Raw genomic sequence first — 22,984 nt, 5'->3', positions numbered from 1 at the left:
GGTCACCTTTTTTCTATTGTTCGCTTTTTTGCATCAATACTTTTGCCGGCTTTAACAGCCCTTTTTTCGCAGGATGGGGGAGATAGATCGCCAAACAGCTTCCGGATTCAGTAAAGACGGCAATTCGGTCTTCACTTGTCATTTCAGAAAACTGCTCGGGCGTCTCAAGCAAAGCCCCATTTTCTACTTTCTTAGCTAATGTATCACTTATGATCCATTTCGGCAAATGATTGAGCGCACGTTCAATAGGGACTATATGCTCTTCCACGGTTCCGGATTGGACCTGTGCCTCCAGTTCGTCAAAAGTAAAGCATTCGTCGAGAGAAAAATCTCCGGATGCCGTACGGATTAAATGAGACATATGAGCCGGATATCCGAGCTTTTCACCGATCATGACCGCCAGCGTCCTTACATAGGTCCCTTTGGAGCATGTCACTGTAAACCGGAAGCTTGCGGTTTCTCCATTATGTTTAATTTCTGTTGTTAGGGCAATGTCTTCAATGGTAATCATACGTTTCGGACGTTCTACTTCAATCCCCGCTCTTGCGTATTCGTATAATTTTTTGCCGTTTACTTTTACAGCGGAATACATGGGCGGAATTTGTTCTTGTTTGCCCTTTAAACTGTTTAAAACCTTTTCTGCATCGGCTTTATCAATGTCATGATTGACAGGCTTTGTTTCCACCGTTTCTCCGGTTTGATCCTCTGTTGTCGTTGAAAAGCCAAGCGTTATTTCCGCATCATATGTTTTAGATTTTTCAGTTAAGTATTCGACTATTTTGGTCGCTCTTCCCACACAAATCGGAAGCACGCCTGACACTTCTGGATCGAGCGTTCCCGTATGTCCTACTTTTTTTGTTTTCAACAGTTTTCGGATCTTCATGACACAGTCGTGCGATGTCATGCCAACAGGTTTATGTAAAAGGAGAACTCCGTTAACCATTTGCCTTTCACTCCTTCTTTTTTAGCTTTTTTCTTAAAAACGAAGAAAGAGGACAGACGATATACGCCTATCCTCTCATTTTTTATTCAGATGGTTTCTCTGAATGTAATTCGTGAATCAATGTTTCGATTCGATTTCCGTAATCGATTGATTCATCGAACTCAAATTCAATTTCAGGCGTTTTACGAAGTCTGATGCGGCTGCCGATTTCGGATCGGATAAATCCTTTCGCTTTTGCCAGCCCTTTCAGTGCTTCTTCCCGTTTTTTCTCGTCACCGAGAACCGAGATATACACCTTTGCAATTTGCAAATCACCTGATACACGTACATCCGTTACTGTCAGAAAACCAATTCTCGGGTCTTTCAGCTTGCGGCTGATAATATCACCGAGTTCTTTTTTCATTTGCTCGCCGACACGGTTTGCTCTCATACTCAATTCAATCACCTCTAAGTTAAAACCACTCTGTCCTAGTGATCGTCCGTTCAATTTCAGGAAAAGAATCGATAAACGCTAGGACGCGCTGCAGTTCTTTTTCTGTTTGAACGCGAGAGGAAGAAACAGCGGCGATTCCGAAGCTGGTTCTTTGCCAGGTGTCCTGATAGCCAATCTCCGAAATCGAAACATTGAACTTGTTTTGAACCCTGGTTAAAATTCGCTTCAGAACGGCGCGCTTTTCTTTTAGCGATCCTGCATCATATATGATGCATTCACACTCCGCAAATCCGATCACGTTCTTTCAATTTCTTGCATGACAAACGCTTCAAGGATGTCACCTTCGCGAATGTCATTGTATTTCTTAATTGTAATACCACATTCATAGCCTTGTGAAACTTCTTTCACATCGTCTTTAAAGCGTTTCAGAACATCTACTTCGCCTTCGAAGATGACGACGCCGTCACGAATTAAACGGAGGCCGCTGTCGCGAGTAATGGTTCCTTCAGTAACATATCCGCCAGCAATTGTACCAATTTTAGATACTTTGAATGTTTGGCGCACTTCTACTTGACCAATTACTTTTTCTTCATATTCAGGATCAAGCATACCTTTCATGGCAGCTTCAATCTCGTCGATTACTTTGTAAATGATACGGTGAAGTCGAATATCTACATTTTCAGCTTCAGCCGTACTCTTAGCATTTCCGTCCGGTCTCACATTAAACCCGATAACAATTGCATTGGAAGCAGATGCCAAGATAATGTCAGATTCAGTAATCGCACCAACGCCTGTATGGATGATTTTCACTTTAACGCCTTCTACTTCAATTTTTTGAAGTGCAGCCGTTAAAGCTTCTGCAGATCCTTGAACGTCAGCTTTTACGATGAGATTGATGTCTTTTACATCACCTTGTTTAATTTGCTCGAATAAGTCATCAAGACTGAGCTTCGCTTTATCGCTGCGCTGCTCTTCAAGCTGTTTCGAAGCACGGGCTTCACCGACAGAACGAGCTGTTTTTTCATCCTTAAAGACAAGGAATTGGTCTCCCGCTTGAGGGACATCATTCAAACCGGTAATTTCAACCGGAGTAGACGGACCGGCAGTTTTTACACGGCGGCCAATGTCGTTGACCATCGCACGGACACGGCCAAATGTATTGCCGACTACGATCGGATCACCGACATGCAGTGTTCCAGTCTGTACGAGCAATGTCGCGACTGACCCTCTGCCTTTATCGAGTTCAGCTTCAATAACCGTTCCTTTTGCCTGACGGTTCGGGTTCGCTTTCAATTCCTCTACCTCACTGACAAGCAAGATCATTTCAATGAGCTCATCAATGCCTTTTCCAGTTAAAGCGGAAAGCGGCACAAAAATGGTTTCTCCGCCCCATGCTTCAGGGACAAGTCCGTATTCCGTCAGTTCTTGCATCACACGATCAGGGTTTGCGGATTCTTTATCAATTTTATTCACAGCAACGATGATTGGAACCTCTGCTGCTTTAGCATGGTTAATCGCTTCTACTGTTTGCGGCATTACACCGTCATCGGCAGCTACGACGAGAATCGTAATATCCGTTACTTCTGCACCGCGTGCACGCATCGTTGTAAATGCGGCGTGGCCCGGTGTATCCAAGAACGTGATTTTCTTGCCGTTCTCTTCAATTTGATAAGCGCCGATATGCTGAGTGATTCCGCCAGCTTCTCCTTCAACAACCTTTGTTTTACGGATGCTGTCAAGAAGCGTCGTTTTCCCATGGTCAACGTGGCCCATGATTGTTACAACAGGTGGACGAATTTCAAGATCCTCTTCTTTATCAGGCTCTTCGTATTTTTCCAGCTCTGTTTCTTCAAGCACAATGACCTCTTCTGTTTCAACACCATATTCTGATGCAATGAGTTCGATTGTGTCTTTATCAAGCTCTTGGTTAATGGTTGCCATTACGCCAAGAAGCATCAGCTTTTTAATGATTTCTGAAGGCTCTTTGCCAAGCTCTTCAGCAAGTGCGCCAACTGTTAAAGTGCCAGAGAATGTAATTTTCTCAGGAAGCTCTTTTTTCGGTTTTACAGGCTTTTGCTGATGTTGGTTTTTATTGTTGTGGTTGCGTTTATTTTTTTTGTTGTTGTTATTCTTCTTGTTTTTGTTAAATTGATTATTCTGCACGTCATTCTTCTTTCCGTCTCGAATTTTGTTTGGTTGATTTCCAGCTGATTGCTGATTAACCCCTTGTGGCTGTTTGTTTTTGTTCGTTTCTGCTGGCTTTTGAGATTTAGCGGCAGCGCCGCCTTTTTTATATTTGGCATCAAGCTTTTTAATGGCCTTTTCTTCTAGCATGGCCATGTGATTATTCACTTCTAAATCCATGTTTTTCAGTGCGGTCAAAATTTCCTTACTTGAAACATTTAACGCTTTTGCATATTCGTATACTCTCATTTTAGCCATTCGTTCACCCCCAAAAATATTAATCGAGCAAGCTGATCAGCTTATTCGCAAAACCTTGGTCAGTGACGGCGACAACGACACGGGCTTCTTTACCGATAGAGCGTCCAAGAACCGCGCGACTCTCGACTTTTTTATAAGGGACTTTATAATAATTGCACTTGTCGATTACTTTTTTTGCTGTGTTAGATGATGCATCCTCTGTAAGCAGGACAAGCTTTGCACGCGCATTCCTGATTTCTTTTATCACCAAGTCTTCGCCTGACACGACCTTACGAGCTCGATTGGCCAGACCCAGCAAGGGAAACCATTCCATTCCAGACATTTTATTTTTTCACCTTTTCCGCCAGTTCCAGCAATTCATCGAAAATCTGGTCATCGATTTGTGATTGAAATTGATTTTGCAAAGTGTTTTTCTTTTTTGCTGCTAAGATGCACTCTTTATCCAGCGTTAAATAAGCACCCCGCCCGTTCTTTTTGCCGGTCGGGTCTACTGAGATATCGCCTTCTTTCGACCGTACAACTCGGATCAGTTCCTTTTTAGGCTTCATTTCACCAGTCACTACACATTTGCGTAATGGGATCTTTTTGTGTTTATTCACCTAAAGTCACCTCTTATTCATCCGATTCAGCAGTTTCAGGCTCTGTAAAGAGCGGCTCATCGTCTTCTTCAAGTTCTCTCGGATAGATTCCAAGTTCTCTTGCGTCTGTTTCGCTCTTAATATCAATCTTCCAGCCTGTCAGTTTAGCAGCTAAGCGTGCGTTTTGTCCTCTTTTGCCAATCGCCAAAGACAGCTGGTAATCAGGAACAATAACAGTTGTCGCTTTTTCTTCTTCATTAACGATGACATCAAGCACTTTGGAAGGGCTGAGCGCATTCGCGACAAATTCTACAGGATCACTGGACCAGTTGACAATGTCAATTTTTTCACCTTTTAATTCATTGACGATTGCTTGCACACGCTGGCCTTTAGGGCCTACGCATGAACCGACAGGATCCACATCAGGATCATCTGTGCGGACAGAAATTTTTGAACGGTCGCCGGCTTCTCTGGCAACAGATTTTAGCTCGACAGTTCCATCATAAATTTCAGGCACTTCAATTTCAAACAAACGCTTTAACAGGCCTGGATGTGTTCTTGACACATAGATCTGCGGGCCCTTCGTTGTTTTTTCTACTTTTGTGATAAATACCTTAATGCGGTCATGAGGCTTGTAGCTTTCATTCGGCATTTGCTCATTAACCGGCAGCAAGGCTTCTATTTTGCCTAAAGACACGTAGATAAATTTATTGTCCAGACGCTGGACGATACCTGTCATGATGTCTTCTTCACGGTCGATAAATTCAGAATAAATCACACCGCGCTCAGCTTCGCGCACACGCTGTGTGACGACCTGCTTTGCTGTTTGAGCAGCTATACGCCCGAAATCCTTAGGAGTTACTTCGATTTCGACGACATCGCCGACCATATATTCCGGATGGATGCCCTGCGCTTCTTCGATCGAGATCTCTAATCTCTGGTCGTATACTTCGTCAACGACATCTTTTCTTGCAAATACACGGATGGAGCCAGTTTCACGGTTTAGATCCACCCGTACATTTTGCGCTTGATTAAAATTCCGCTTATAAGCAGAAATTAACGCAGCTTCGATTGCTTCAATGATAATTTCTTTACTGATGCCTTTTTCTTTTTCAAGAATCGTGAGAGCATCTAATAATTCACTGCTCATTTAACGGTCTCCCCCCTTAAAACATTTGTATTCATTAGAATGTAACAGCTAATCTTGCATTAGCTATCTTTTCATACGGAATATTGACCCGTTTCTTTCTTGTTTTGATCGTGATCTCAACTGTCACTGTTTGTCCATCAAATTCAGCCAGTTCACCTTCAAACACTTTTACGCCTTCAATAGGCTCGTACGTCTTAATGTATACATTTTTTCCAAGTGATTTTTCGAAATCGGCTTTTTTCTTTAGCGGACGCTCAGCTCCTGGAGATGAGACTTCAAGAAAGTAATTTTGGCTAATTGGGTCTGCCTCATCAAGCTTTTCGCTTAAAGCTTCGCTTACTTTGGCACATTCCTCAATATCCACACCGTCATCGGAATCAATAAACACGCGAAGGAACCAGCTTTGGCCCTCTTTGACAAATTCAATGTCAACGAGTTCCAGCTGAAGGCTGTCTACGATTGGCTGAGCCATTTCTTGAACGGTGTCAGTCACTTTTTTGCTCATGTTCTTCCTCCTTGTGCTGTCGATCTCATATTCGTCTCGTCACTCTGCATAAAAACCCTGCTTCAAAAGAGCAGGGGCTAAAAAGTAAACGATGAACATGTCGAGACAAAATTCTCTTGTTCAATACAAAAGAGCGGGTTTCCCCACTCTTTGCCTCGGTAATCGTTAGCATTTCCAATAAAACTATACCATAACCATATTTTTATTGCAAATGGATATACGCTTACCTTCATACCTAAGCAAGTGACAGAAACTCTAATAATACGATGACACTTTTTGCGCATATGTATGCATAGAAGCAGAATTTCCGAGAAATTCTGCTTTCCATGTTAAAACAGTGACAATTGGTTTTGATCAGGCAGTGATTCCAGACAGCCATGGCGATCTAAATACTCCAAAATCGTTTTAGATACTTTCCCTCTCTTTTGCAAATCTTCTTTTGAGAGGAATTCGCCTTCTTCGCGAGCTTTTACAATGTTCAAAGCAGCGTTCGTTCCTAATCCAGGGATAGAGTTAAACGGCGGGATAAGACTGTTGCCGTCAATAATAAACTCTGTAGCGCTGGAGCGATATAAATCGACTTTTTGGAATGAATAGCCTCTCTCACACATTTCAAGCGCTAATTCTAAAACAGTCAGAAGGTTCTTTTCCTTCGGTGAAGCATCAAGTCCTTTAGCGTTTATATCCTCCATAACCGCTCTGATTGCTGTAGAACCCTTGATCATTGTATCGATATCAAAGTCGTCCGCACGAACGGTAAAATAAGCCGCATAATATAAAAGAGCATGGTGCACTTTAAAGTAAGCAATTCGGACTGCCATTAAGACATATGCCGCGGCGTGGGCTTTCGGGAACATGTATTTAATCTTTTTACAAGAATCAATATACCAGTCTGGGACATTGTTATTTTTCATTTCTTCTTCCCATTCAGGCGTCAATCCTTTTCCTTTACGCACAAATTCCATGATTTTAAAGGCAAGGGACGGCTCAAGGCCTTGATAGATTAAATACACCATGATGTCATCACGGCAGCCGATAACCTCACTCAGCTCACAAATATTATTGTGGATGAGCTCCTGCGCATTGCCTAGCCATACATCAGTTCCATGAGACAAGCCTGAAATCTGAACGAGCTCTGAAAAAGTTGTCGGCTTAGTATCTTCAAGCATCTGCCGGACAAATCGGGTTCCGAATTCAGGAATTCCAAGCGTGCCCGTTTTACAGCCAATCTGTTCTTCCGTCACACCGAGTGATTCGGTTCCCTGGAAGATCTTCATCACTTCAGGATCATCCGTCGGGATTGTTTTTGGATCTATTCCGCTTAAGTCTTGAAGCATCCGAATGACAGTCGGATCATCGTGTCCGAGAATATCCAGTTTTAACAGGTTGTCATGGATGGAGTGGAAATCAAAATGAGTCGTTTTCCACTCTGAACCTGTGGCATCTGCCGGGAACTGAATCGGTGAAAAATCATAAATATCCATATAATCCGGAACTACGATAATACCGCCGGGGTGCTGTCCAGTTGTACGTTTTACACCTGTGCATCCCTGTACGAGCCTATCTATTTCGGCACCGCGCATATGAAGATCATTGTCTCCGGCATAGCCTTTTACATAACCGTAGGCTGTTTTTTCTGCCACCGTGCCTATTGTACCCGCACGATATACATTGTCTTCTCCGAACAGCACTTTTGTGTAATTGTGTGCCTGCGGCTGATATTCTCCCGAGAAGTTCAAATCGATATCAGGTACTTTGTCCCCTTTAAATCCTAAGAACGTTTCAAATGGAATATCATGGCCGTCTTTTTTCAAAGGTGTTCCGCAATGAGGACATGTTTTGTCAGGCAGGTCAAAACCAGAACCGACAGAACCGTCATTAAAGAACTCAGAATGCTGGCACTCAGGACAAACATAGTGCGGCGGCAGCGGGTTTACCTCGGTAATCTCAGTAAGTGTCGCAACTAATGAAGATCCTACGGAACCACGGGAACCAACGAGATACCCGTCATCTAGTGAACGTTTTACAAGTTTGTGAGAGATCAAGTAAATAACAGCAAAGCCGTGGCCAATGATACTCTTTAATTCTTTTTCAATCCGTGCTTCGACAATTTCAGGCAGCTCTTCCCCGTAAATGCTTCTTGCACGCTGATAGCTCATTTCTCTGATCTCTTCATCGGCGCCTTCGATTTTCGGCGTATATAAATCATCTTTAATCGGCTTGATGTCATCAACTAAAGATGCAACCTTTTGGGTATTGGTGACTACGATTTCCTTCGCTTTTTCTTCGCCTAAGAAAGAAAAAGCTTCAAGCATTTCGTCTGTCGTTCTGAAATGCACTTTTGGCAGCTCGTGCCTGTTCAGCGGATTTGCCCAGCCTTGTGAGGATATTAAAATCTTTCTGTAGATTTTATCCTCATCATTCAAGTAATGAACATTTCCCGTAGCAACAACCGGTTTATTAAGCTTTTCCCCCAGTTTGGTGATATTCGCGATGATTTCTTTCAGCGCTTTTTCATCACGGACCAATTCAAGCTCCAGCAAGTGACGGTACACTTCAGGCGGCTGAACCTCAAGATAATCATAGAATGACGCGATGTCTTCCACCTCTTCAGGCGATTTTTGCATCATTCCTTCAAAAACCTCTCCCCTGTCACAGGCTGAACCGATCAGAAGCCCTTCCCTGTATTTCTCAAGCTGAGATCTCGGAATACGCGGCACTCTGTAAAAATAATGAATATGAGAAAGTGACACAAGCTTAAATAAATTTTTGAGTCCCGTGCTGTTCACAGCAAGCAATGTAGCATGATACGGTCTTGATCTTTGATAAGCATTGGACTGACCCATATTTTCATTCAGCTCATCATGGTACTGAATGCCTTTTTCAGCTGCGTCTTTCAGCATTTTCAGAAGCAAATAAGCAGTCGCCTCAGTATCATAGATCGCACGGTGGTGCTGTGTGAGTTCGATATCGAACTTTTTACAAAGCGTGTTCAGCCGGTGGTTCTTAAATTCCGGATAGAGAAAACGGCCAAGCTCAAGGGTATCAATGACCGGGTTTTTAGCTTTATCGACTTCAAGAAGCTTTTTGTAGGCTACATTTAAGAACCCCATATCAAAGCTTGCATTATGAGCGACAAGGATATCATCGCCAATCCATTCCCTAAAATCTCTTATGACATCTACGACATCCGGAGCGTCGCGCAGCATATCATCGGTGATGCCTGTCAGCTCTATAATTGTGGCGGAAAGCGGACGATGCGGGTTCGCAAACGCCTCAAATTTATCAATAATTTCTCCGCCTTTTACTTTTACTGCAGCCAGCTCAATAATGGTATCGTATACAGCAGACAATCCTGTCGTCTCAACGTCAAAAACAACATATGTTTCTTCCTCGAGCAGACGATGTGCGGCATTATAAGCAATTGGCACGCCATCATCCACGAGATTCGCTTCCATCCCGTACATCATTTTAATTCCATGCTTTTTGGCCGCAGAATACGCATCAGGGAAGGATTGAACGACAGCATGGTCAGTCAAAGCGATGGCCTCATGCCCCCATTTTTTCGCCTGTTCGACAAGCTTTCCAATCCCCGTAACAGCATCCATTTGGCTCATTGGGGAATGCAGATGCAATTCCACTCTTTTTTCTCCTTCAGGTGCTGAATCTTCACGGGTTTTTGCTTTTATTTCGTTTACGTCATTTGCGATCATGACAAGATCTCTGACAAATGTATCATTTTGAATGCTTCCGCGTGCTTTTACCCACATTCCTTTTTTCAGAGACTTCATCAGTGCCGCATCTTCTTTTTCACGTGCAAACATCTTGATTAAAATACTATTTGTATAGTCTGTAATTTTAAAGATGCACAGCGTGCGCCCGCTCTTCAGCTCGCGCGTCTCCACATCAAACACATAACCTTGGACCGTAATTCTCCGTTCCTCGTCCATGATGCTGTCAAGTGTCCGGATTTCCTCGTTATCTTTAATCTGATAACCGATGACTAGAGGACCAGATGGAGCTTGGTCTTCATCACTTTCTTTATCTTTCTTCTCCATTTCAATCAAGGCCTGCATAGCCCGCTCTTGGTCTTCTGCAAGCTTTTGCTCCCGAAACTTTTGAACTTCCTGCTCGGATACAAATATTTCAGCATCAAGCTGAAGATCCGGAAAGCCAAATTGACGGTAGCCTGCTTGAATCATGGAACTGTATTTGTTCTTTAGCGCAGCCGCTTCTGTATCCGTTTTGGTTTTGACAATCAGTTTATTGCCCTTCAGCTTCGGTTTTTGCTGGTTTAAAAGACTGATAATCGGCGGCGAAATGCCCTGCAGTTCTTCAATGCAGCGTGACCAGTAGTCTTGAACAATACTTTCACTGACCTCGTTATCCTGAACTTCAATTGAAGATGTCACTTTTGCTATGTGGGCAAACGATTGGGTCAGCCTCGTTGTTAATGTTTCATATATTTGAAAAGGCAGCAAAGATTTAAATTGAAAATGAAAATGCCAAGATTTAGAAGCTTTGTGTATTGTCAGCTTTTTAATCTCGCCATCTTCAAAGTATGTCATGAAGGTATCATCTGTCATATTAATCTGCTGCAGAAGAATTTGAAACTGCCTTCTGTTTACTGATAACTGTTCCATTAAGACAGTATCCCTCCCTAAAAACATCATAAGTGAAGGTACCTCAGGCAATGAGGTACCTTCTATTATTTCTATTTTAACATGTTTTTTTGATAAATCGTTATGGTGATTACTGCTTGCTGATAAATGCGGATAATTCGTCTACTGAAATCTCAGTTGACTCACCTGTTTGGCGGATTTTCACTTCGACAATGCCTTCGTCAGCCCGTTTTCCAACAGTGATGCGAATTGGAAGGCCGATTAGATCTGAATCAGCGAATTTTACGCCGGCACGCTCAGCACGGTCGTCATAGAGCACCTCATAGCCTTCAGCTTTTAAATCGGCATACAGCTTTTCAGCAAGCTCTCTTTGCCCATCGTTTTTCATGTTCAAAGCAAGAATATGAAGATCGTACGGTGCAACGCTTTTTGGCCATATTAAGCCTTTTTCATCGTGATGCTGTTCAGCAATAGCAGAAAGCGTTCTTGACACGCCGATTCCGTAACAGCCCATCATCATTGGCTGCGCGCGTCCATTTTCATCTAGATATGTCGCATTCATCGCTTCTGAATAGCGTGTTCCAAGCTTAAAGACTTGTCCGACCTCGATCCCCTCAGCAAAACGGATCGTTCCCTTGCCGTCTGGTGAAGGATCGCCTTCCTTAATAAAACGAAGATCTGCAAACTCTTTAATTTGGGCGTCACGGTTCACATTGACATTTTGATAATGATGATCTCCTTCATTTGCTCCGGCAACAGCATTGACCATTGTCTTCACAGCTTGATCGGCATATACTTCCACATCCTGATGAATACCGATAGGGCCTATAAACCCTGGTTCTGTTCCGAGCTGCTGAATGACCTCTTCATGTGTGGCAAGCTCTACAACCTCTGCATGAAGCAAATTTTTCACTTTAATATCGTTCACTTCATGGTCCCCTCTAACAAGCACTAGGACAAAACGGTCATCGGCTTTAAACAATACTGACTTAATGCATGCTTCAGCAGAAACCTGTAGGAACGCAGTCAGTTCTTCAATTGTTTTCACGTTAGGCGTATGAACCTTCTCTAGAGCTTTTGGTTCTTCATTTGAAGGGACTTCCTGGTAAAGAACTTCAGCCATTTCGATATTAGCCGCGTACTGTGATTCATCAGAATACGCAATCGTATCCTCTCCGATCGCAGAAAGCGCCATAAATTCGTGCGTATCCTTTCCTCCCATTGCGCCTGAATCAGCAATAACAGGTCTTACATTAATGCCGCAGCGGGCAAAAATATTTGAATAAGCCTCATACATTTTTTGATACGTTTCATCCAGGCTCTCTGCAGATGCATGGAATGAGTACGCATCCTTCATAATAAATTCGCGGCCTCTTAACAAACCGAAGCGAGGACGTTTTTCATCTCTGAACTTAGACTGAATTTGATACAGAGTCAGAGGGAGACGCTTATAAGATTTAACCTCATCGCGAACAAGCGAAGTGATAACTTCTTCATGCGTTGCCCCTAAAGCAAATTCACGGCCATGACGGTCTTTTAGTCTCATCAGTTCGGGACCATACGTATACCATCTGCCTGATTCCTGCCATGTCTCAGCCTGCTGCAATGCGGGCATGAGCATTTCTACGGCATCAACTTTCTCCATTTCTTCTCGAACAATCTGCTGAATGTTTTGAATCACCTTATACGCAAGAGGCATATAGCTGTATACCCCGCTCGTATTCTGTCTGATAAATCCTGCTCTCAGAAGAAGCTGATGACTTTTTGCTTCGGCATCAGCTGGAACTTCACGGAGCGTAGGAATAAGCGTCAAGCTTTGTCTCATTTCTTCGCACCTCTGATTGATTTACTTTTCGTTTACAAAAACAGCCGCTGGATATCGTTCCATGTGACGACCAGCATAAGAAGCATTAAGAAGGCTACTCCGATAAACACAACAAATGCTTCTTTTTCCCTGTTAATCGGTTTGCCCCGAATCGCTTCAATAAATAGAAATAACAGTCTTCCCCCGTCAAGTGCCGGAATCGGAAGCAAGTTGACAATCCCAAGGTTAATGCTTAAAAACGCTGCAAACTGAAATAAGTTCACTATCCCTGTTTTCGCCACTTGGTCTGTCATGTCATATATGCCGACAGGACCTGACAGCATATCAAGTTTAAATTGGCCTGTTACTAATTTGCTCAGATTGGTTAAAATGGCTTTGGTGACATCAACGGTTGATGTCGCGCCATAAGCCACCGCTGAAAGAACGCCTTTTTCAGTCGGCGCATAGGAGCCGAAACGTCCGATTGTTTTTTTATTCTCATCTTTAACAGCTTCCGGAGTCACTGAAATATGAAGCGTTTTGTTATCTCTTTTTACTGCAACGTCCATTTCTTTTTCCGGGTTTTCTTTTACAGCGGAGACAATGTCAGTCCAAGACCTCATTTTTTCTCCGTTGATGCTTTGGATGTAATCCCCTTCTTTTAGCCCTGCTTCGGCCGCCCGTCCATTGTCTGTCAGCTGTCCGAGCATAGGCTCATTTGACGGTACACCTTGAATCAGCCCAAGCATCACTAAAATGACGTAAGCTAAAATAAAGTTCATAATCGGTCCTGCAGCAATGGCTTTGATCCGCTTCCACACAGGTTTGGAACCAAATTGGCGATTATACGGCGCAATCTGCACTTCTTCTCCGTCTACAATGAAAAAGGATGTTTCGCTGACCGTAAAGCTGGAAAGTTCGTCCTCTTTCCCTTGTTCATAACCGGTAATCTTCATGTCATGCTCTAAATCCGCTGTTTCCACTTCAATGACTAAAGCATCCGGATATTTTTCCTTTTGATTGATGATGACTTTCTCAACTTGATCTTCTTTATTAAACAGAAGCCCAACCGTGTAACCGGGTTTCACCTCAATCATTTCCGGATCTTCGCCGGCCATACGAACAAATCCGCCGACCGGAAGCAGCCTGATCGTATAAACTGTTTCATTTTTTTTGAAAGAAAAAATCTTTGGACCGAAGCCGATCGCAAATTCACGGCAGAGAATTCCCGCTCTTTGGGCTAGCAATAAATGGCCCAGTTCATGGAAGAAAACGAGCGTTCCGAAAATAATGATAAACGCTATAACTGTATTCACGAACATACCACCTTATGTGAGTATTGAATTGACGTATCCCCGGGTATCTTTGTCCACTTCTTGAATGTCCGCCAGGCTCGGTTTTTTCAGTAATTGATGGCGGGTTAGTGCCTTTTCGATACAGTCTTCAATAGCCAAAAACGGTATCTTGCCGGCTAAAAAGGCAGCGACAGCTACTTCATTTGCCGCATTTAGCACTGTCGGCATTGTTCCTCCTATTTTACCTGATTCAAATGCAAATTGTAAGCATCGGAACCTGTCAAAATCAGCTTTCTCAAAATGAAGGCTGCCGATTTCCCATAATTCAAGCCTTTTCGCATCTGGTAATGGCAACCGGTCAGGATATGTGAGCGCATATTGAATTGGGACTCTCATATCCGGAGTTCCAAGCTGCGCAATCACACTTTTATCATGAAACTCAACCATTGAATGGATGATGCTCTCCTTATGTAAAACCACATCAATTTGTTCATAAGGTATATCGAAAAGCCAATGTGCCTCGATCACCTCTAATCCCTTATTCATCATTGTAGCCGAATCAATTGTAATTTTTGCACCCATTGACCAATTCGGATGTTTTAATGCATCCTCAACAGTTACTGATTCGAGCTCCTCCCGCGTCTTGTCCCGAAAGCTTCCGCCTGATGCCGTAATGATGAGGCGTTCAATGTTTTTGGCCTGTTCGCCTTGGAGGGCTTGAAAAATGGCTGAATGCTCACTGTCAACAGGCAGCAGCGGAACATCATATTTCTTAGCATGTTCTTTTACTATATGCCCTGCAGTGACAAGAGTTTCCTTATTTGCAAGCGCAATTGTTTTTTTCTGTTCAATCGCCTTTAATGTCGGGATTAGGCCAACGCTGCCGAGCAAAGCGTTGACAACAATGTCAACCTCCTCCATTGCTGCTGCTTCTATCAGTCCTTCTTCTCCCAGCCCGATTTGGCATTCAAAAGAAAAAGACATTTGTTTTAGTTTATGATATGTATCCAGATCACCGACAGAGACAAATTTCGGCTGAAAGGCCTCAATCATCGGAACGGCCTTATCAATATTTCTGCCAAACGACATAGATACCAGCTGAAATTGATCTTGATGCGCACGCAGTACGTCAAGAGTCTGTTCGCCGATTGATCCTGTTGCTCCTAAAAGACAAATATTTTTCAAAGTTGCCACTACTCCTATTCTTATTGCTGCATGATCAGTCTCATATTCATATTAGACTTTTTTATGAAAAAAGGGCAAGCAGAAAGTACAAGAAAGGCATGACAAACAAGAAACTGTCAAAACGGTCTAATATACCGCCATGCCCGGGAAGAATATTCCCAGAATCCTTTACATCGTAATGTCTTTTCAAGGCGGATTCCACTAAATCTCCAAGTTGTCCGAAAACAGACAAAAACAGCGTGATCAACAGCAGATAGATATACGGGATCGGAAGTTGTGCCACAAGCTGAAAAATCGTCGCCAATACAAGTGCGATGACAATTCCGCCTACAAAACCCTCCACTGTTTTATTCGGACTGATTTCAGGCCACAGTTTTCGCTTCCCAAGCGCTTTACCGACAAAATATGCACCGGAATCAGTGGACCAAATGACAACACATGCATAAAAAATGTATGTTAATCCGTATTGGTCAAGATTTCTAATTTCGATAAAATAATGAAAACACATTCCGATGTAGATTGCGGCAAGCGTAATAAATCCGACTTCATCAAAAGTAAAGGTGTTCTTGACCAACACTGTGTAAGTCAGCAATAGCAATACCGCAAACAAAGCGATTTCCATTTTGGAAATTCCATCCGCTTCGAAAAACGAATACTGGCTTGGCAATAAGAACATCCACAATAATAAAAGACCGATCAAACCCGGCAGTGAAATCATCTTCAGCTTTTTCATCCGTAAAAGTTCAAAGAGCGCCACACTGCCCATAGCATAAATTAATATGGTGAACGGCAATTTCCCGACAATAACCAAAAATAAAAATACAATTGCTGCCAGAACACCTGTCAAAATTCTTTGTTTCATGTCCACCATCCTCTAAATTCCGCCAAACCTCCGGCCTCTCTGCTGAAACTCTCCTAACGCCTGTAAGAAGTGATCTTCTTTGAAATCAGGCCACAAGACGTCAGTAAAGACAAATTCACTGTAGGCCACCTGCCATAGCATAAAGTTACTCAGTCTTATCTCGCCGCTCGTTCGAATTAAAAGTTCAGGATCCTGCAAAGATTCAGTCATTAAATAAGTAGAAAAAAGCGATTCATCAATGTCTTCAATATTCAAAGAGCCTTCCTTCACTTTTTCCGCGAGTGATTTTGCAGCAGTGACAATTTCAGTACGGCCTCCATAGTTAAGGGCAAAATTAAGGATCATTCCATCATTTTGCGCCGTATCCTGAACAGCCTTTTCAATCGCACGCAATGTGTGCGCCGGCAAAGCCGTTTCATCCCCAATGATCCGAACCTGTACATTTTCCTCAACAAGCTCTGGAAGATACGTATTCAAAAATTCTTCCGGAAGCTTCATTAAAAAATCGACTTCCATTTTCGGTCTTTTCCAGTTTTCTGTTGAAAATGCATACAAAGTCAGCACTTTGACACCTAATTCGTTTGCGAGCTTCGTTGTCCTTTTTACCACCTTCATCCCTTCATGGTGGCCTGCAATTCTGGGAAGAGAGCGTTTTTTAGCCCAACGGCCATTTCCATCCATGATAATGGCGATGTGTTCGGGAATTTCTCCCTTAAGTATGTCTTCTTTTGTATAGCGTTCTAAGTTGGAAGCCGCAGTTTGCTGATTCTTCCAATTTTTGAGTATGTTGAGCATGAGATTCCTCCGTCACCCAAAAAGGTTACATTCCCTGCTGATCATCAATGTAATCAACAGTATTAACAAAAAAACCCCCTGTAAACATGAGAGGGTCTTTTCACTATTATCTATTGTACATAGTTTTTCATTAAACTTCCATGATTTCTTTTTCTTTGTCTTTTGTGACACTGTCAATTTTTGACACATATTCATCTGTCAGTTTTTGAACGTCTTCAGTGGAAGCACGCAATTCATCCTCAGTAATGTCTCCGTTTTTCTCAAGTTTTTTGAGATCATCGTTAGCATCACGACGAACGTTACGGACAGCTACTTTTGCTTCTTCAGCATATTTTTTTACAACTTTCACTAATTCTTTCCGTCTCTCTTCCGTTAGTGCCGGAATTGCAATTCGAATCATATTGCCGTCACTTGTCGGTGTAAGACCTAAATCAGCTTTTAAAATCGCTTTTTCGATATCGCCGATTGCTGTTTTGTCGTATGGCGTGATAACGAGCATACGAGCTTCAGGCACATTAATAGAAGACAACTGATTTAAAGGTGTCTGTGCCCCGTAATATTCAACCGTTACTTTATCTAATAAAGATGGATTTGCACGGCCTGCGCGTACAGTAGCCAATTCGCGCTGATAAGCAGCAATTGCTTTTTCCATTTTTTCTTTTGTTTGAGTTAATACTTCTTTTGACACGTTATTTCCCCCTCACGATCGTTCCGATTGATTCACCGATAACGGCACGTTTGATATTTCCTTCTTCCATAATAGAAAAGACGATAAGCGGAATGTCATTATCCATGCATAAAGATGATGCTGTTGAATCCATGACTTCCAGGCCGTCTTTAAGAACGTCAAGATAAGAAAGTGATTCATACTTAACAGCTGATTCATCTTTTCTAGGATCAGCATTATACACACCGTCAACATTATTTTTAGCCATCAAAATAACGTCTGCCTCAATTTCAGCAGCCCGCAGTGCAGCTGTTGTATCAGTTGAGAAATATGGGTTTCCTGTGCCCGCAGCGAAAATAACAACACGTTTTTTCTCTAAGTGGCGTATCGCTTTTCTTCTTATGTACGGTTCAGCAACTTGTCTCATTTCAATGGATGTTTGCACTCTGGACTGGATTCCGAGTGTTTCCAAGCTGTCTTGAAGAGCAAGCGAATTCATAACTGTCGCCAGCATCCCCATATAGTCAGCAGTCGCACGGTCCATGCCCAGGTCACTTCCTGTTTTTCCGCGCCATAGGTTGCCGCCGCCTACTACAACAGCCACTTCGACTTCAAGCTCAGCGATTTCTTTCACTTGCTTTGCAATGGATTGAATGACAGTTGGGTTAATTCCGTTTCCCTGTTTTCCTGCCAATGCTTCCCCGCTAAGCTTTAATACGATACGTTTGTATTTTGGTTTTTCCATGATAACCTCCAAGTGTAAACATTGCCGTTTTCTATTATGCAAGAGAAAAAAAGGTTTGTAAATATAGTTTTAAAAATAGGGAACACAAATTGTGTCCCCTATACTGCCTGAAAAGTCGCGACTTGGCCGCGAAATCTTTTCGCCATTATTTTTTCACTTGGTTCATTACTTCTTCAGCAAAGTTTTCTTGACGTTTTTCGATGCCTTCTCCAACTTCATAGCGGACATAAGTTTGAACAGTTGCGTTTTTCGCTGCAACAACTTGTTTCACTTTTTCATCTGGGTTTTTAACGAACGCTTGGTCTAAAAGACAAATTTCTTCGAAGAATTTGTTCAGACGGCCTTCAACCATTTTCGCTACGATGTTTTCAGGTTTGCCTTCTTGAAGGGCTTGCTGAGTTAGGATTTGACGCTCATGGTTAGCTTCTTCTTCAGAAACTTGATCACGAGAAATGTAACGAGGGTTAACCGCAGCAACGTGCATTGCGATATCTTTCGCAATTTCTTCGTCAGTTGTACCGTTAAGAACAGTTAATACACCGATGCGGCCGCCCATGTGAAGGTAAGCACCGAATGCAGAGCTGTCGTCTTTTGTAAGAACTGTAAAGCGGCGAAGAGTGATTTTCTCACCGATTTTAGCAACTGCGCTTGTGATGTACTCTTCAACAGTAGAGCCATTTTCCATTTTTTGACCCATTGCTTCTTCAACATCTGCAGGTGCATTTGCAAGAAGGTGGTCAGCTAAAGTGTTAAGAAGCTCTTTGAAGCCTTCGTTTTTCGCAACGAAGTCAGTTTCAGAGTTTACTTCTAGGATAACACCTTTGTTGCCGTCAGTTTTAATAAGAGTAGAACCTTCTGCTGCGATACGGTCAGCTTTTTTCGCTGCTTTTGCAATCCCTTTTTCTCTTAAAAGGTCAATTGCTTTGTCCATATCTCCGTCAGTTTCAGTTAACGCTTTTTTACAATCCATCATGCCCGCGCCAGTTTTTTCACGCAGTTCTTTTACTTGCTGTGCAGTAATTGCCATTTGTATTCCTCCTTATATGTTTAAACAAGAGTATGTATATTACACATTTTTCTTGAAAAAAGGTGATAAAAGGCAGTCCCTCTTATCACCTTTTGAATAGGTTACGCAGTTGTTGTTTCTGTTTCTGGTGCAGTTTCTTCAGCAACTTCCGCTTCTTCTTCGCCTTGCTTCGCTTCTAAGATTGCATCTGCCATTTTAGAAGTTAGAAGTTTAACAGCGCGGATAGCGTCATCGTTCGCTGGGATTACAACATCGATTTCATCTGGATCACAGTTAGTATCTACGATACCGATGATAGGGATGTTTAATTTGCGAGCTTCCGCAACAGCGATGCGCTCTTTGCGAGGATCGATGATGAATAATGCATCAGGAAGATCCTTCATATCTTTAATTCCGCCTAGGAATTTTTCAAGACGCTCTAATTCTTTTTTCAATTGAACGACTTCTTTTTTAGGAAGTACATCAAACGTACCGTTTTCTTGCATTTTTTCAATGTCTTTAAGACGTTTAATACGTTTTTGGATTGTTTCAAAGTTTGTTAATGTACCGCCCAACCAGCGTTGGTTGACATAGTACATGCCAGAGCGTTGAGCTTCTTCTTTAACAGAATCTTGAGCTTGTTTTTTTGTTCCAACGAAAAGGATTTTTCCGCCTTCAGCAGCAAGATTTTTAGTGAAGTTGTAAGCTTCCTCTACTTTTTTGACTGTTTTTTGAAGGTCAATGATGTAGATTCCGTTACGCTCCGTGAAAATGTAACGCTTCATTTTTGGGTTCCAACGGCGTGTTTGGTGACCGAAGTGAACACCAGCTTCAAGCAATTGCTTCATAGAAATGACTGACATGTTATTTCCTCCTAGTATAATGGTTTTTTTCCTCCGCTTAGGTCATTTTTGTGCAGAACTGCCGCCTGCAGCACCCTCTGCATAAATCGTTAAGCGTGTGTATTTAACACCAAGACATAATATAACACAGCTTTATCCGACAATCAAGAATCCTTTACACCTTTGGAGCGAAATTTTAAAAATAGCTCGATTTCTGTCTTTCCGCTCTTCAGTTTCTGAGCAATTTGACTTGCCGAATACCCCTGTTCATATAATTCTATGACCTGGTCTTCAAATGATGGGACATCACTGTTTACGATCTCTTCCCGACGGTCAACCTCAGTAATCAGACCTTCAATATGTTCAGGAAGGTTCTCTATTTCTTGAACTTCATCCCGCTCTGGATGTTTTTCAAAGTGCTGAAGATCTGTCTTTTGAGATTCTGCGTCAGATTGACTTGAAGATGGAGCGGCGTTTTCTATCAGTTTCTCATTTTCTTCTTTTAATTCAAGGAGAAAGGCGGCCAAGGTGTTTTCCGTCTCTTCAAGTATCTGCTTTTGCTGTTTTTCTGTTTCTTTCACTGCAGCGAGCCTCGTATACAGGATAATGACAGCGTACAGAAGAACGCCGTGGAGCGTAAAGCTTAAAAGCCATAATAGTGTTGACATGTTTTTCACTCGCTAACCATGAAATTCATTATTGAATCACTTTTTCCAGCAGATTCTTTAGTTTAAATAATGCCTTTGAATGGATCTGTGATATGCGGGACGTAGAAAGATTTAATACTTGTCCGATTTCTGTCAGTGTCAGCTCTTCTTTGTAGAACAAACTGACAACCAGCTGTTCTTTTTCAGAGAGTTCGTGAATTTTTTCAGCAAGCTGTGCAATCAGTTCATCCTTCATAATCTTTTCTTCAGGCGGAACATTTTTGTCATCTCTGATCATGACTTGTATGTTTTCCCCGTCATCTTGATCATGGAGCTTTTCATCAATCGACAGCAGATTTGCAAAAAAACCTTCATTCATTGTTGACACTACATCCTGTACCGTCATTCCGAGTTCCTCTGCAATTTCCGCGGGCGATACATTCCGAAGATAACGCTGTTCAAGCTTTTCAATTGCTGCTTCAACCTTCTTTGTTTTTTCGCGTGAGGTTCTGGGCAGCCAATCTTCTTTACGAAGCCCGTCTATGATTGCGCCGCGAATTCTAAACGAGGCGTAGGTATCAAATTTTAAGTCCCGGCTGGGGTCAAATTTTTCAAGGGCATCATATAAACCAAGCATACCAAGGCTCATTAGATCGTCTTTATGCACTGATTTCGGCAGTCCGACAGAAATTCTGCCTACATGATATGTGACAAGCGGCATGTAACGGCGCATTAAGTCGTCACCGGCTTTAGGATCTTTCCACTCTTTCCAGCGCGTCCAAAGCACCTGATCTTCATAATTCAAGGATTGCATTGTTATCCCCCTAATACCTTAATTAAATCGTTTTTTCACCTTGTTTAACAGTTCGAATATGCAGCATGCAGGACTTCGGTTCAAATTCTATCGTCCGGCCGCTTGAGCCGCCCGTATCTTCACTAATAATAGGAATATTAAATAAAGACAGCTGTTCTTTTATCGCTAATACATTTCTCGGTCCGATCTTCATCAAATCATTTGTCGATTTAAATTTAAACATCTCTGATCCGCCGGCCAGCTTTGCTTTTAATGCAAATTTCCTACATCCCGCTCCTATCAGCATATCAATCGTGGTCTTTACGGCAGTGTCAGCGTACTTAGCCCGGTTAAGCTCTGCAGTTTTCGATAACGTCGAATCCGGCAGCATGACATGAACAAGACCCGCCGTTTGCTTTTCTTTATCATAAAGCACCAGCCCCACACATGACCCTAAACCAGAGGTCCGAATGGTATCCGGGAAGCGGGCGATCTTCACATCAGCAATCCCAACCTTTATAACAACAGCCTCAGTTGTACTCATAATGATGCACCTAAAGCGACAAAGAGCTTTTCAAATGAATCATAGTCCGGCAGCATAAACATATGCGCTTTCAGCTCTTGCTGATGGCTCTGGTCAAAAATTGACGTGTCGACCACAATGGCGTGTTCTCCAACCTGACTGAGCTCCATCAGCCCTTCGCTGATCACAGCTCCGAACATGTCCAATGAAACTTCAGGAACACTTGGATAAAGCTGGAGTTTCGTCAAATCTGCCAAAGCTGTTAAATATGATCCCGCTAAAATATTGCCCAGTTCATGCAAAGCGGATGAGCTCATATGATCTTCACCTAAGTCCTCTATATCAAAATCAGGGTTTCCAATCAGCTCTCTGATAAATTGCTCCGCCTGAAAAAAAGGCATTATAAAGAACATCGAACCCGTTAAATCGCCTTCCATTCTTAAAAAGATGCTGGCAACCGGGACATCAGCACCGCCGAAAAAATCGACAAGCTCATCAAAAGACAGCAACTTTGCAAATGGGACTTCCATATCTATCTTTCTATTTAACAGCTGGGCCATTGCAGAGGCGGAGTGGCCGGCGCCTATATTGCCGACTTCCCGCAAAATGTCCATCTGCTCTTCTTTGATTCCATTAAAAATACTCATGTCATAACCCCTTTAAGATTAAGCTTGATCGGGCACAGCGGACTGAGATGATTCTTTATCCAAAACCGCGTTCGCATCAATAATATTTAAGAGTCTGTTCTCTTGTTTCACAATCTGTTCGATCGACACATCAGTATCTTTCTGAACGCCTTCTGGAGCGGATTCTATTTCACTTTCGTGTACGGTTATCACATCATTCGCTTCATCCACAATCCAGCCGACTTCAATATCACGATAAGCAATAATGATAATTCGTGTTTCATCGGTAATTTCATACTCTGGCAAATTCAGGCGCTTTCTTAAATCAATAACCGGAGTCACCACCCCGCGCAAATTGATTACCCCGCAAATATATGGTTCGACGCCAGGTACCCTCGTTGGCTTTTGCCATTTTTCAATTGATTTCACCTGAGTGACGGAAATGGCATATTCTTTTCCATTTACCATAAAGACAATCATTTTTTCGCCTGTTTTAATTTCTGCAGTCATGTGAGACACCT

Annotated in this window: 23 protein-coding genes; all 23 read right to left on the bottom strand. The window is 42.5% G+C overall.

The genetic code is table 11. The features are described 5' to 3' along the window. Positions 1-13: 13 nt before the first annotated feature. The 23 genes from truB to cheW all read right to left on the bottom strand — a co-directional run bounded on the left by truB (position 14) and on the right by cheW (position 22,973). Entirely contained in the window at positions 14-943 is a 930-nt protein-coding gene (truB, locus tag C1T29_RS10440; protein WP_069149607.1) for a tRNA pseudouridine(55) synthase TruB, read from the bottom strand. 82 nt (positions 944-1,025) lie between these two features. After that, the gene (gene rbfA, locus C1T29_RS10435) at positions 1,026-1,379 is read right to left on the bottom strand and encodes a 30S ribosome-binding factor RbfA (RefSeq protein ID WP_009967251.1); all 354 of its coding nucleotides are present in this window, start codon (positions 1,377-1,379) and stop codon (positions 1,026-1,028) included. A 16-nt stretch (positions 1,380-1,395) separates the two neighbouring features. Beyond that, complete coding sequence (locus C1T29_RS10430; RefSeq protein WP_003220950.1) at positions 1,396-1,674, bottom strand: DUF503 domain-containing protein; 279 nt, start codon at positions 1,672-1,674, stop codon at positions 1,396-1,398. After that, positions 1,671-3,818, bottom strand: coding sequence for a translation initiation factor IF-2 (infB, locus tag C1T29_RS10425; protein ID WP_014663997.1), 2,148 nt, complete (start codon positions 3,816-3,818; stop codon positions 1,671-1,673). The genes C1T29_RS10430 and infB overlap by 4 nt, the downstream gene beginning before the upstream one ends. A gap of 19 nt (positions 3,819-3,837) precedes the next feature. Further along, positions 3,838-4,140, bottom strand: coding sequence for a YlxQ family RNA-binding protein (locus C1T29_RS10420; protein WP_095431311.1), 303 nt, complete (start codon positions 4,138-4,140; stop codon positions 3,838-3,840). Between the two features lies 1 nt (position 4,141). Next, entirely contained in the window at positions 4,142-4,417 is a 276-nt protein-coding gene (gene rulR / locus C1T29_RS10415; RefSeq protein ID WP_014663996.1) for a glucose-induced regulator RulR, read from the bottom strand. 13 nt (positions 4,418-4,430) lie between these two features. Continuing rightward, positions 4,431-5,546 carry a transcription termination factor NusA gene (gene nusA / locus C1T29_RS10410; protein ID WP_014663995.1) on the bottom strand — a complete coding sequence of 372 codons (1,116 nt, stop codon included), beginning with the start codon at positions 5,544-5,546 and terminating at the stop codon, positions 4,431-4,433. Between the two features lie 34 nt (positions 5,547-5,580). Further along, positions 5,581-6,051, bottom strand: coding sequence for a ribosome maturation factor RimP (gene rimP / locus C1T29_RS10405; protein WP_014663994.1), 471 nt, complete (start codon positions 6,049-6,051; stop codon positions 5,581-5,583). Between the two features lie 329 nt (positions 6,052-6,380). Beyond that, entirely contained in the window at positions 6,381-10,694 is a 4,314-nt protein-coding gene (locus C1T29_RS10400; protein ID WP_208945681.1) for a PolC-type DNA polymerase III, read from the bottom strand. Between the two features lie 109 nt (positions 10,695-10,803). Beyond that, positions 10,804-12,498, bottom strand: coding sequence for a proline--tRNA ligase (proS, locus tag C1T29_RS10395; RefSeq protein ID WP_095431309.1), 1,695 nt, complete (start codon positions 12,496-12,498; stop codon positions 10,804-10,806). Positions 12,499-12,530: 32 nt separating this feature from the next. Then, positions 12,531-13,799, bottom strand: a complete 1,269-nt coding sequence (gene rseP / locus C1T29_RS10390; RefSeq protein WP_014663991.1) for an RIP metalloprotease RseP — start codon at positions 13,797-13,799, stop codon at positions 12,531-12,533. Between the two features lie 6 nt (positions 13,800-13,805). Further along, positions 13,806-14,957 carry a 1-deoxy-D-xylulose-5-phosphate reductoisomerase gene (gene dxr, locus C1T29_RS10385; RefSeq protein WP_014663990.1) on the bottom strand — a complete coding sequence of 384 codons (1,152 nt, stop codon included), beginning with the start codon at positions 14,955-14,957 and terminating at the stop codon, positions 13,806-13,808. Between the two features lie 61 nt (positions 14,958-15,018). Beyond that, positions 15,019-15,828, bottom strand: coding sequence for a phosphatidate cytidylyltransferase (cdsA, locus tag C1T29_RS10380; protein WP_082033008.1), 810 nt, complete (start codon positions 15,826-15,828; stop codon positions 15,019-15,021). Positions 15,829-15,831: 3 nt separating this feature from the next. Continuing rightward, a complete protein-coding gene (locus C1T29_RS10375) occupies positions 15,832-16,614 on the bottom strand; it encodes an undecaprenyl pyrophosphate synthase (RefSeq protein WP_040083163.1) in 783 nt (260 codons plus the stop codon). 130 nt (positions 16,615-16,744) lie between these two features. Then, positions 16,745-17,302: a ribosome recycling factor gene (frr, locus tag C1T29_RS10370; RefSeq protein WP_003231927.1), complete on the bottom strand. Its 558-nt coding sequence runs from the start codon at positions 17,300-17,302 to the stop codon at positions 16,745-16,747. Position 17,303: 1 nt separating this feature from the next. Continuing rightward, the gene (pyrH, locus tag C1T29_RS10365; RefSeq protein WP_095431308.1) at positions 17,304-18,026 is read right to left on the bottom strand and encodes a UMP kinase; all 723 of its coding nucleotides are present in this window, start codon (positions 18,024-18,026) and stop codon (positions 17,304-17,306) included. A gap of 145 nt (positions 18,027-18,171) precedes the next feature. Continuing rightward, positions 18,172-19,053 (bottom strand): translation elongation factor Ts, encoded by an 882-nt coding sequence (tsf, locus tag C1T29_RS10360; RefSeq protein ID WP_014663986.1) that lies wholly within the window; start codon positions 19,051-19,053, stop codon positions 18,172-18,174. A 101-nt stretch (positions 19,054-19,154) separates the two neighbouring features. Continuing rightward, a complete protein-coding gene (gene rpsB / locus C1T29_RS10355; protein WP_003220918.1) occupies positions 19,155-19,895 on the bottom strand; it encodes a 30S ribosomal protein S2 in 741 nt (246 codons plus the stop codon). A 143-nt stretch (positions 19,896-20,038) separates the two neighbouring features. Further along, positions 20,039-20,542 (bottom strand): Swarming motility protein SwrB, encoded by a 504-nt coding sequence (locus C1T29_RS10350; protein WP_069840317.1) that lies wholly within the window; start codon positions 20,540-20,542, stop codon positions 20,039-20,041. A 28-nt stretch (positions 20,543-20,570) separates the two neighbouring features. Beyond that, entirely contained in the window at positions 20,571-21,335 is a 765-nt protein-coding gene (sigD, locus tag C1T29_RS10345; RefSeq protein WP_003220911.1) for an RNA polymerase sigma-28 factor SigD, read from the bottom strand. Between the two features lie 22 nt (positions 21,336-21,357). Then, positions 21,358-21,858 (bottom strand): chemoreceptor glutamine deamidase CheD, encoded by a 501-nt coding sequence (cheD, locus tag C1T29_RS10340; RefSeq protein ID WP_095431307.1) that lies wholly within the window; start codon positions 21,856-21,858, stop codon positions 21,358-21,360. Further along, positions 21,855-22,484 (bottom strand): CheY-P phosphatase CheC, encoded by a 630-nt coding sequence (gene cheC, locus C1T29_RS10335; protein WP_003231935.1) that lies wholly within the window; start codon positions 22,482-22,484, stop codon positions 21,855-21,857. Before cheC ends, cheD begins: the two co-directional genes overlap by 4 nt. An 18-nt stretch (positions 22,485-22,502) precedes the next feature. After that, positions 22,503-22,973, bottom strand: coding sequence for a chemotaxis protein CheW (gene cheW, locus C1T29_RS10330; RefSeq protein ID WP_003231938.1), 471 nt, complete (start codon positions 22,971-22,973; stop codon positions 22,503-22,505). Positions 22,974-22,984: the final 11 nt, after the last annotated feature.

The sequence above is a fragment of the Bacillus sp. MBGLi79 genome, assembly GCF_002953915.1.
This window is presented reverse-complemented; position numbering and strand designations above follow the sequence as displayed.

What these genes read in the sequence shown, in the direction of transcription:
- C1T29_RS10420 (WP_095431311.1), bottom strand. Translation starts at nt 4,140, where the DNA reads ATGTCTGGAATGGAATGGTTTCCCTTGCTGGGTCTGGCCAATCGAGCT.
- truB (WP_069149607.1), bottom strand. Translation starts at nt 943, where the DNA reads ATGGTTAACGGAGTTCTCCTTTTACATAAACCTGTTGGCATGACATCG.
- rseP (WP_014663991.1), bottom strand. Translation starts at nt 13,799, where the DNA reads ATGTTCGTGAATACAGTTATAGCGTTTATCATTATTTTCGGAACGCTC.
- tsf (WP_014663986.1), bottom strand. Translation starts at nt 19,053, where the DNA reads ATGGCAATTACTGCACAGCAAGTAAAAGAACTGCGTGAAAAAACTGGC.
- nusA (WP_014663995.1), bottom strand. Translation starts at nt 5,546, where the DNA reads ATGAGCAGTGAATTATTAGATGCTCTCACGATTCTTGAAAAAGAAAAA.
- C1T29_RS10350 (WP_069840317.1), bottom strand. Translation starts at nt 20,542, where the DNA reads ATGTCAACACTATTATGGCTTTTAAGCTTTACGCTCCACGGCGTTCTT.
- proS (WP_095431309.1), bottom strand. Translation starts at nt 12,498, where the DNA reads ATGAGACAAAGCTTGACGCTTATTCCTACGCTCCGTGAAGTTCCAGCT.
- cdsA (WP_082033008.1), bottom strand. Translation starts at nt 15,828, where the DNA reads ATGGTGGACATGAAACAAAGAATTTTGACAGGTGTTCTGGCAGCAATT.
- pyrH (WP_095431308.1), bottom strand. Translation starts at nt 18,026, where the DNA reads ATGGAAAAACCAAAATACAAACGTATCGTATTAAAGCTTAGCGGGGAA.
- cheC (WP_003231935.1), bottom strand. Translation starts at nt 22,484, where the DNA reads ATGAGTATTTTTAATGGAATCAAAGAAGAGCAGATGGACATTTTGCGG.
- C1T29_RS10375 (WP_040083163.1), bottom strand. Translation starts at nt 16,614, where the DNA reads ATGCTCAACATACTCAAAAATTGGAAGAATCAGCAAACTGCGGCTTCC.
- C1T29_RS10400 (WP_208945681.1), bottom strand. Translation starts at nt 10,694, where the DNA reads ATGGAACAGTTATCAGTAAACAGAAGGCAGTTTCAAATTCTTCTGCAG.
- cheD (WP_095431307.1), bottom strand. Translation starts at nt 21,858, where the DNA reads ATGAGTACAACTGAGGCTGTTGTTATAAAGGTTGGGATTGCTGATGTG.
- cheW (WP_003231938.1), bottom strand. Translation starts at nt 22,973, where the DNA reads ATGACTGCAGAAATTAAAACAGGCGAAAAAATGATTGTCTTTATGGTA.
- infB (WP_014663997.1), bottom strand. Translation starts at nt 3,818, where the DNA reads ATGGCTAAAATGAGAGTATACGAATATGCAAAAGCGTTAAATGTTTCA.
- rimP (WP_014663994.1), bottom strand. Translation starts at nt 6,051, where the DNA reads ATGAGCAAAAAAGTGACTGACACCGTTCAAGAAATGGCTCAGCCAATC.
- rpsB (WP_003220918.1), bottom strand. Translation starts at nt 19,895, where the DNA reads ATGTCAGTCATTTCTATGAAGCAATTGCTTGAAGCTGGTGTTCACTTC.
- sigD (WP_003220911.1), bottom strand. Translation starts at nt 21,335, where the DNA reads ATGCAATCCTTGAATTATGAAGATCAGGTGCTTTGGACGCGCTGGAAA.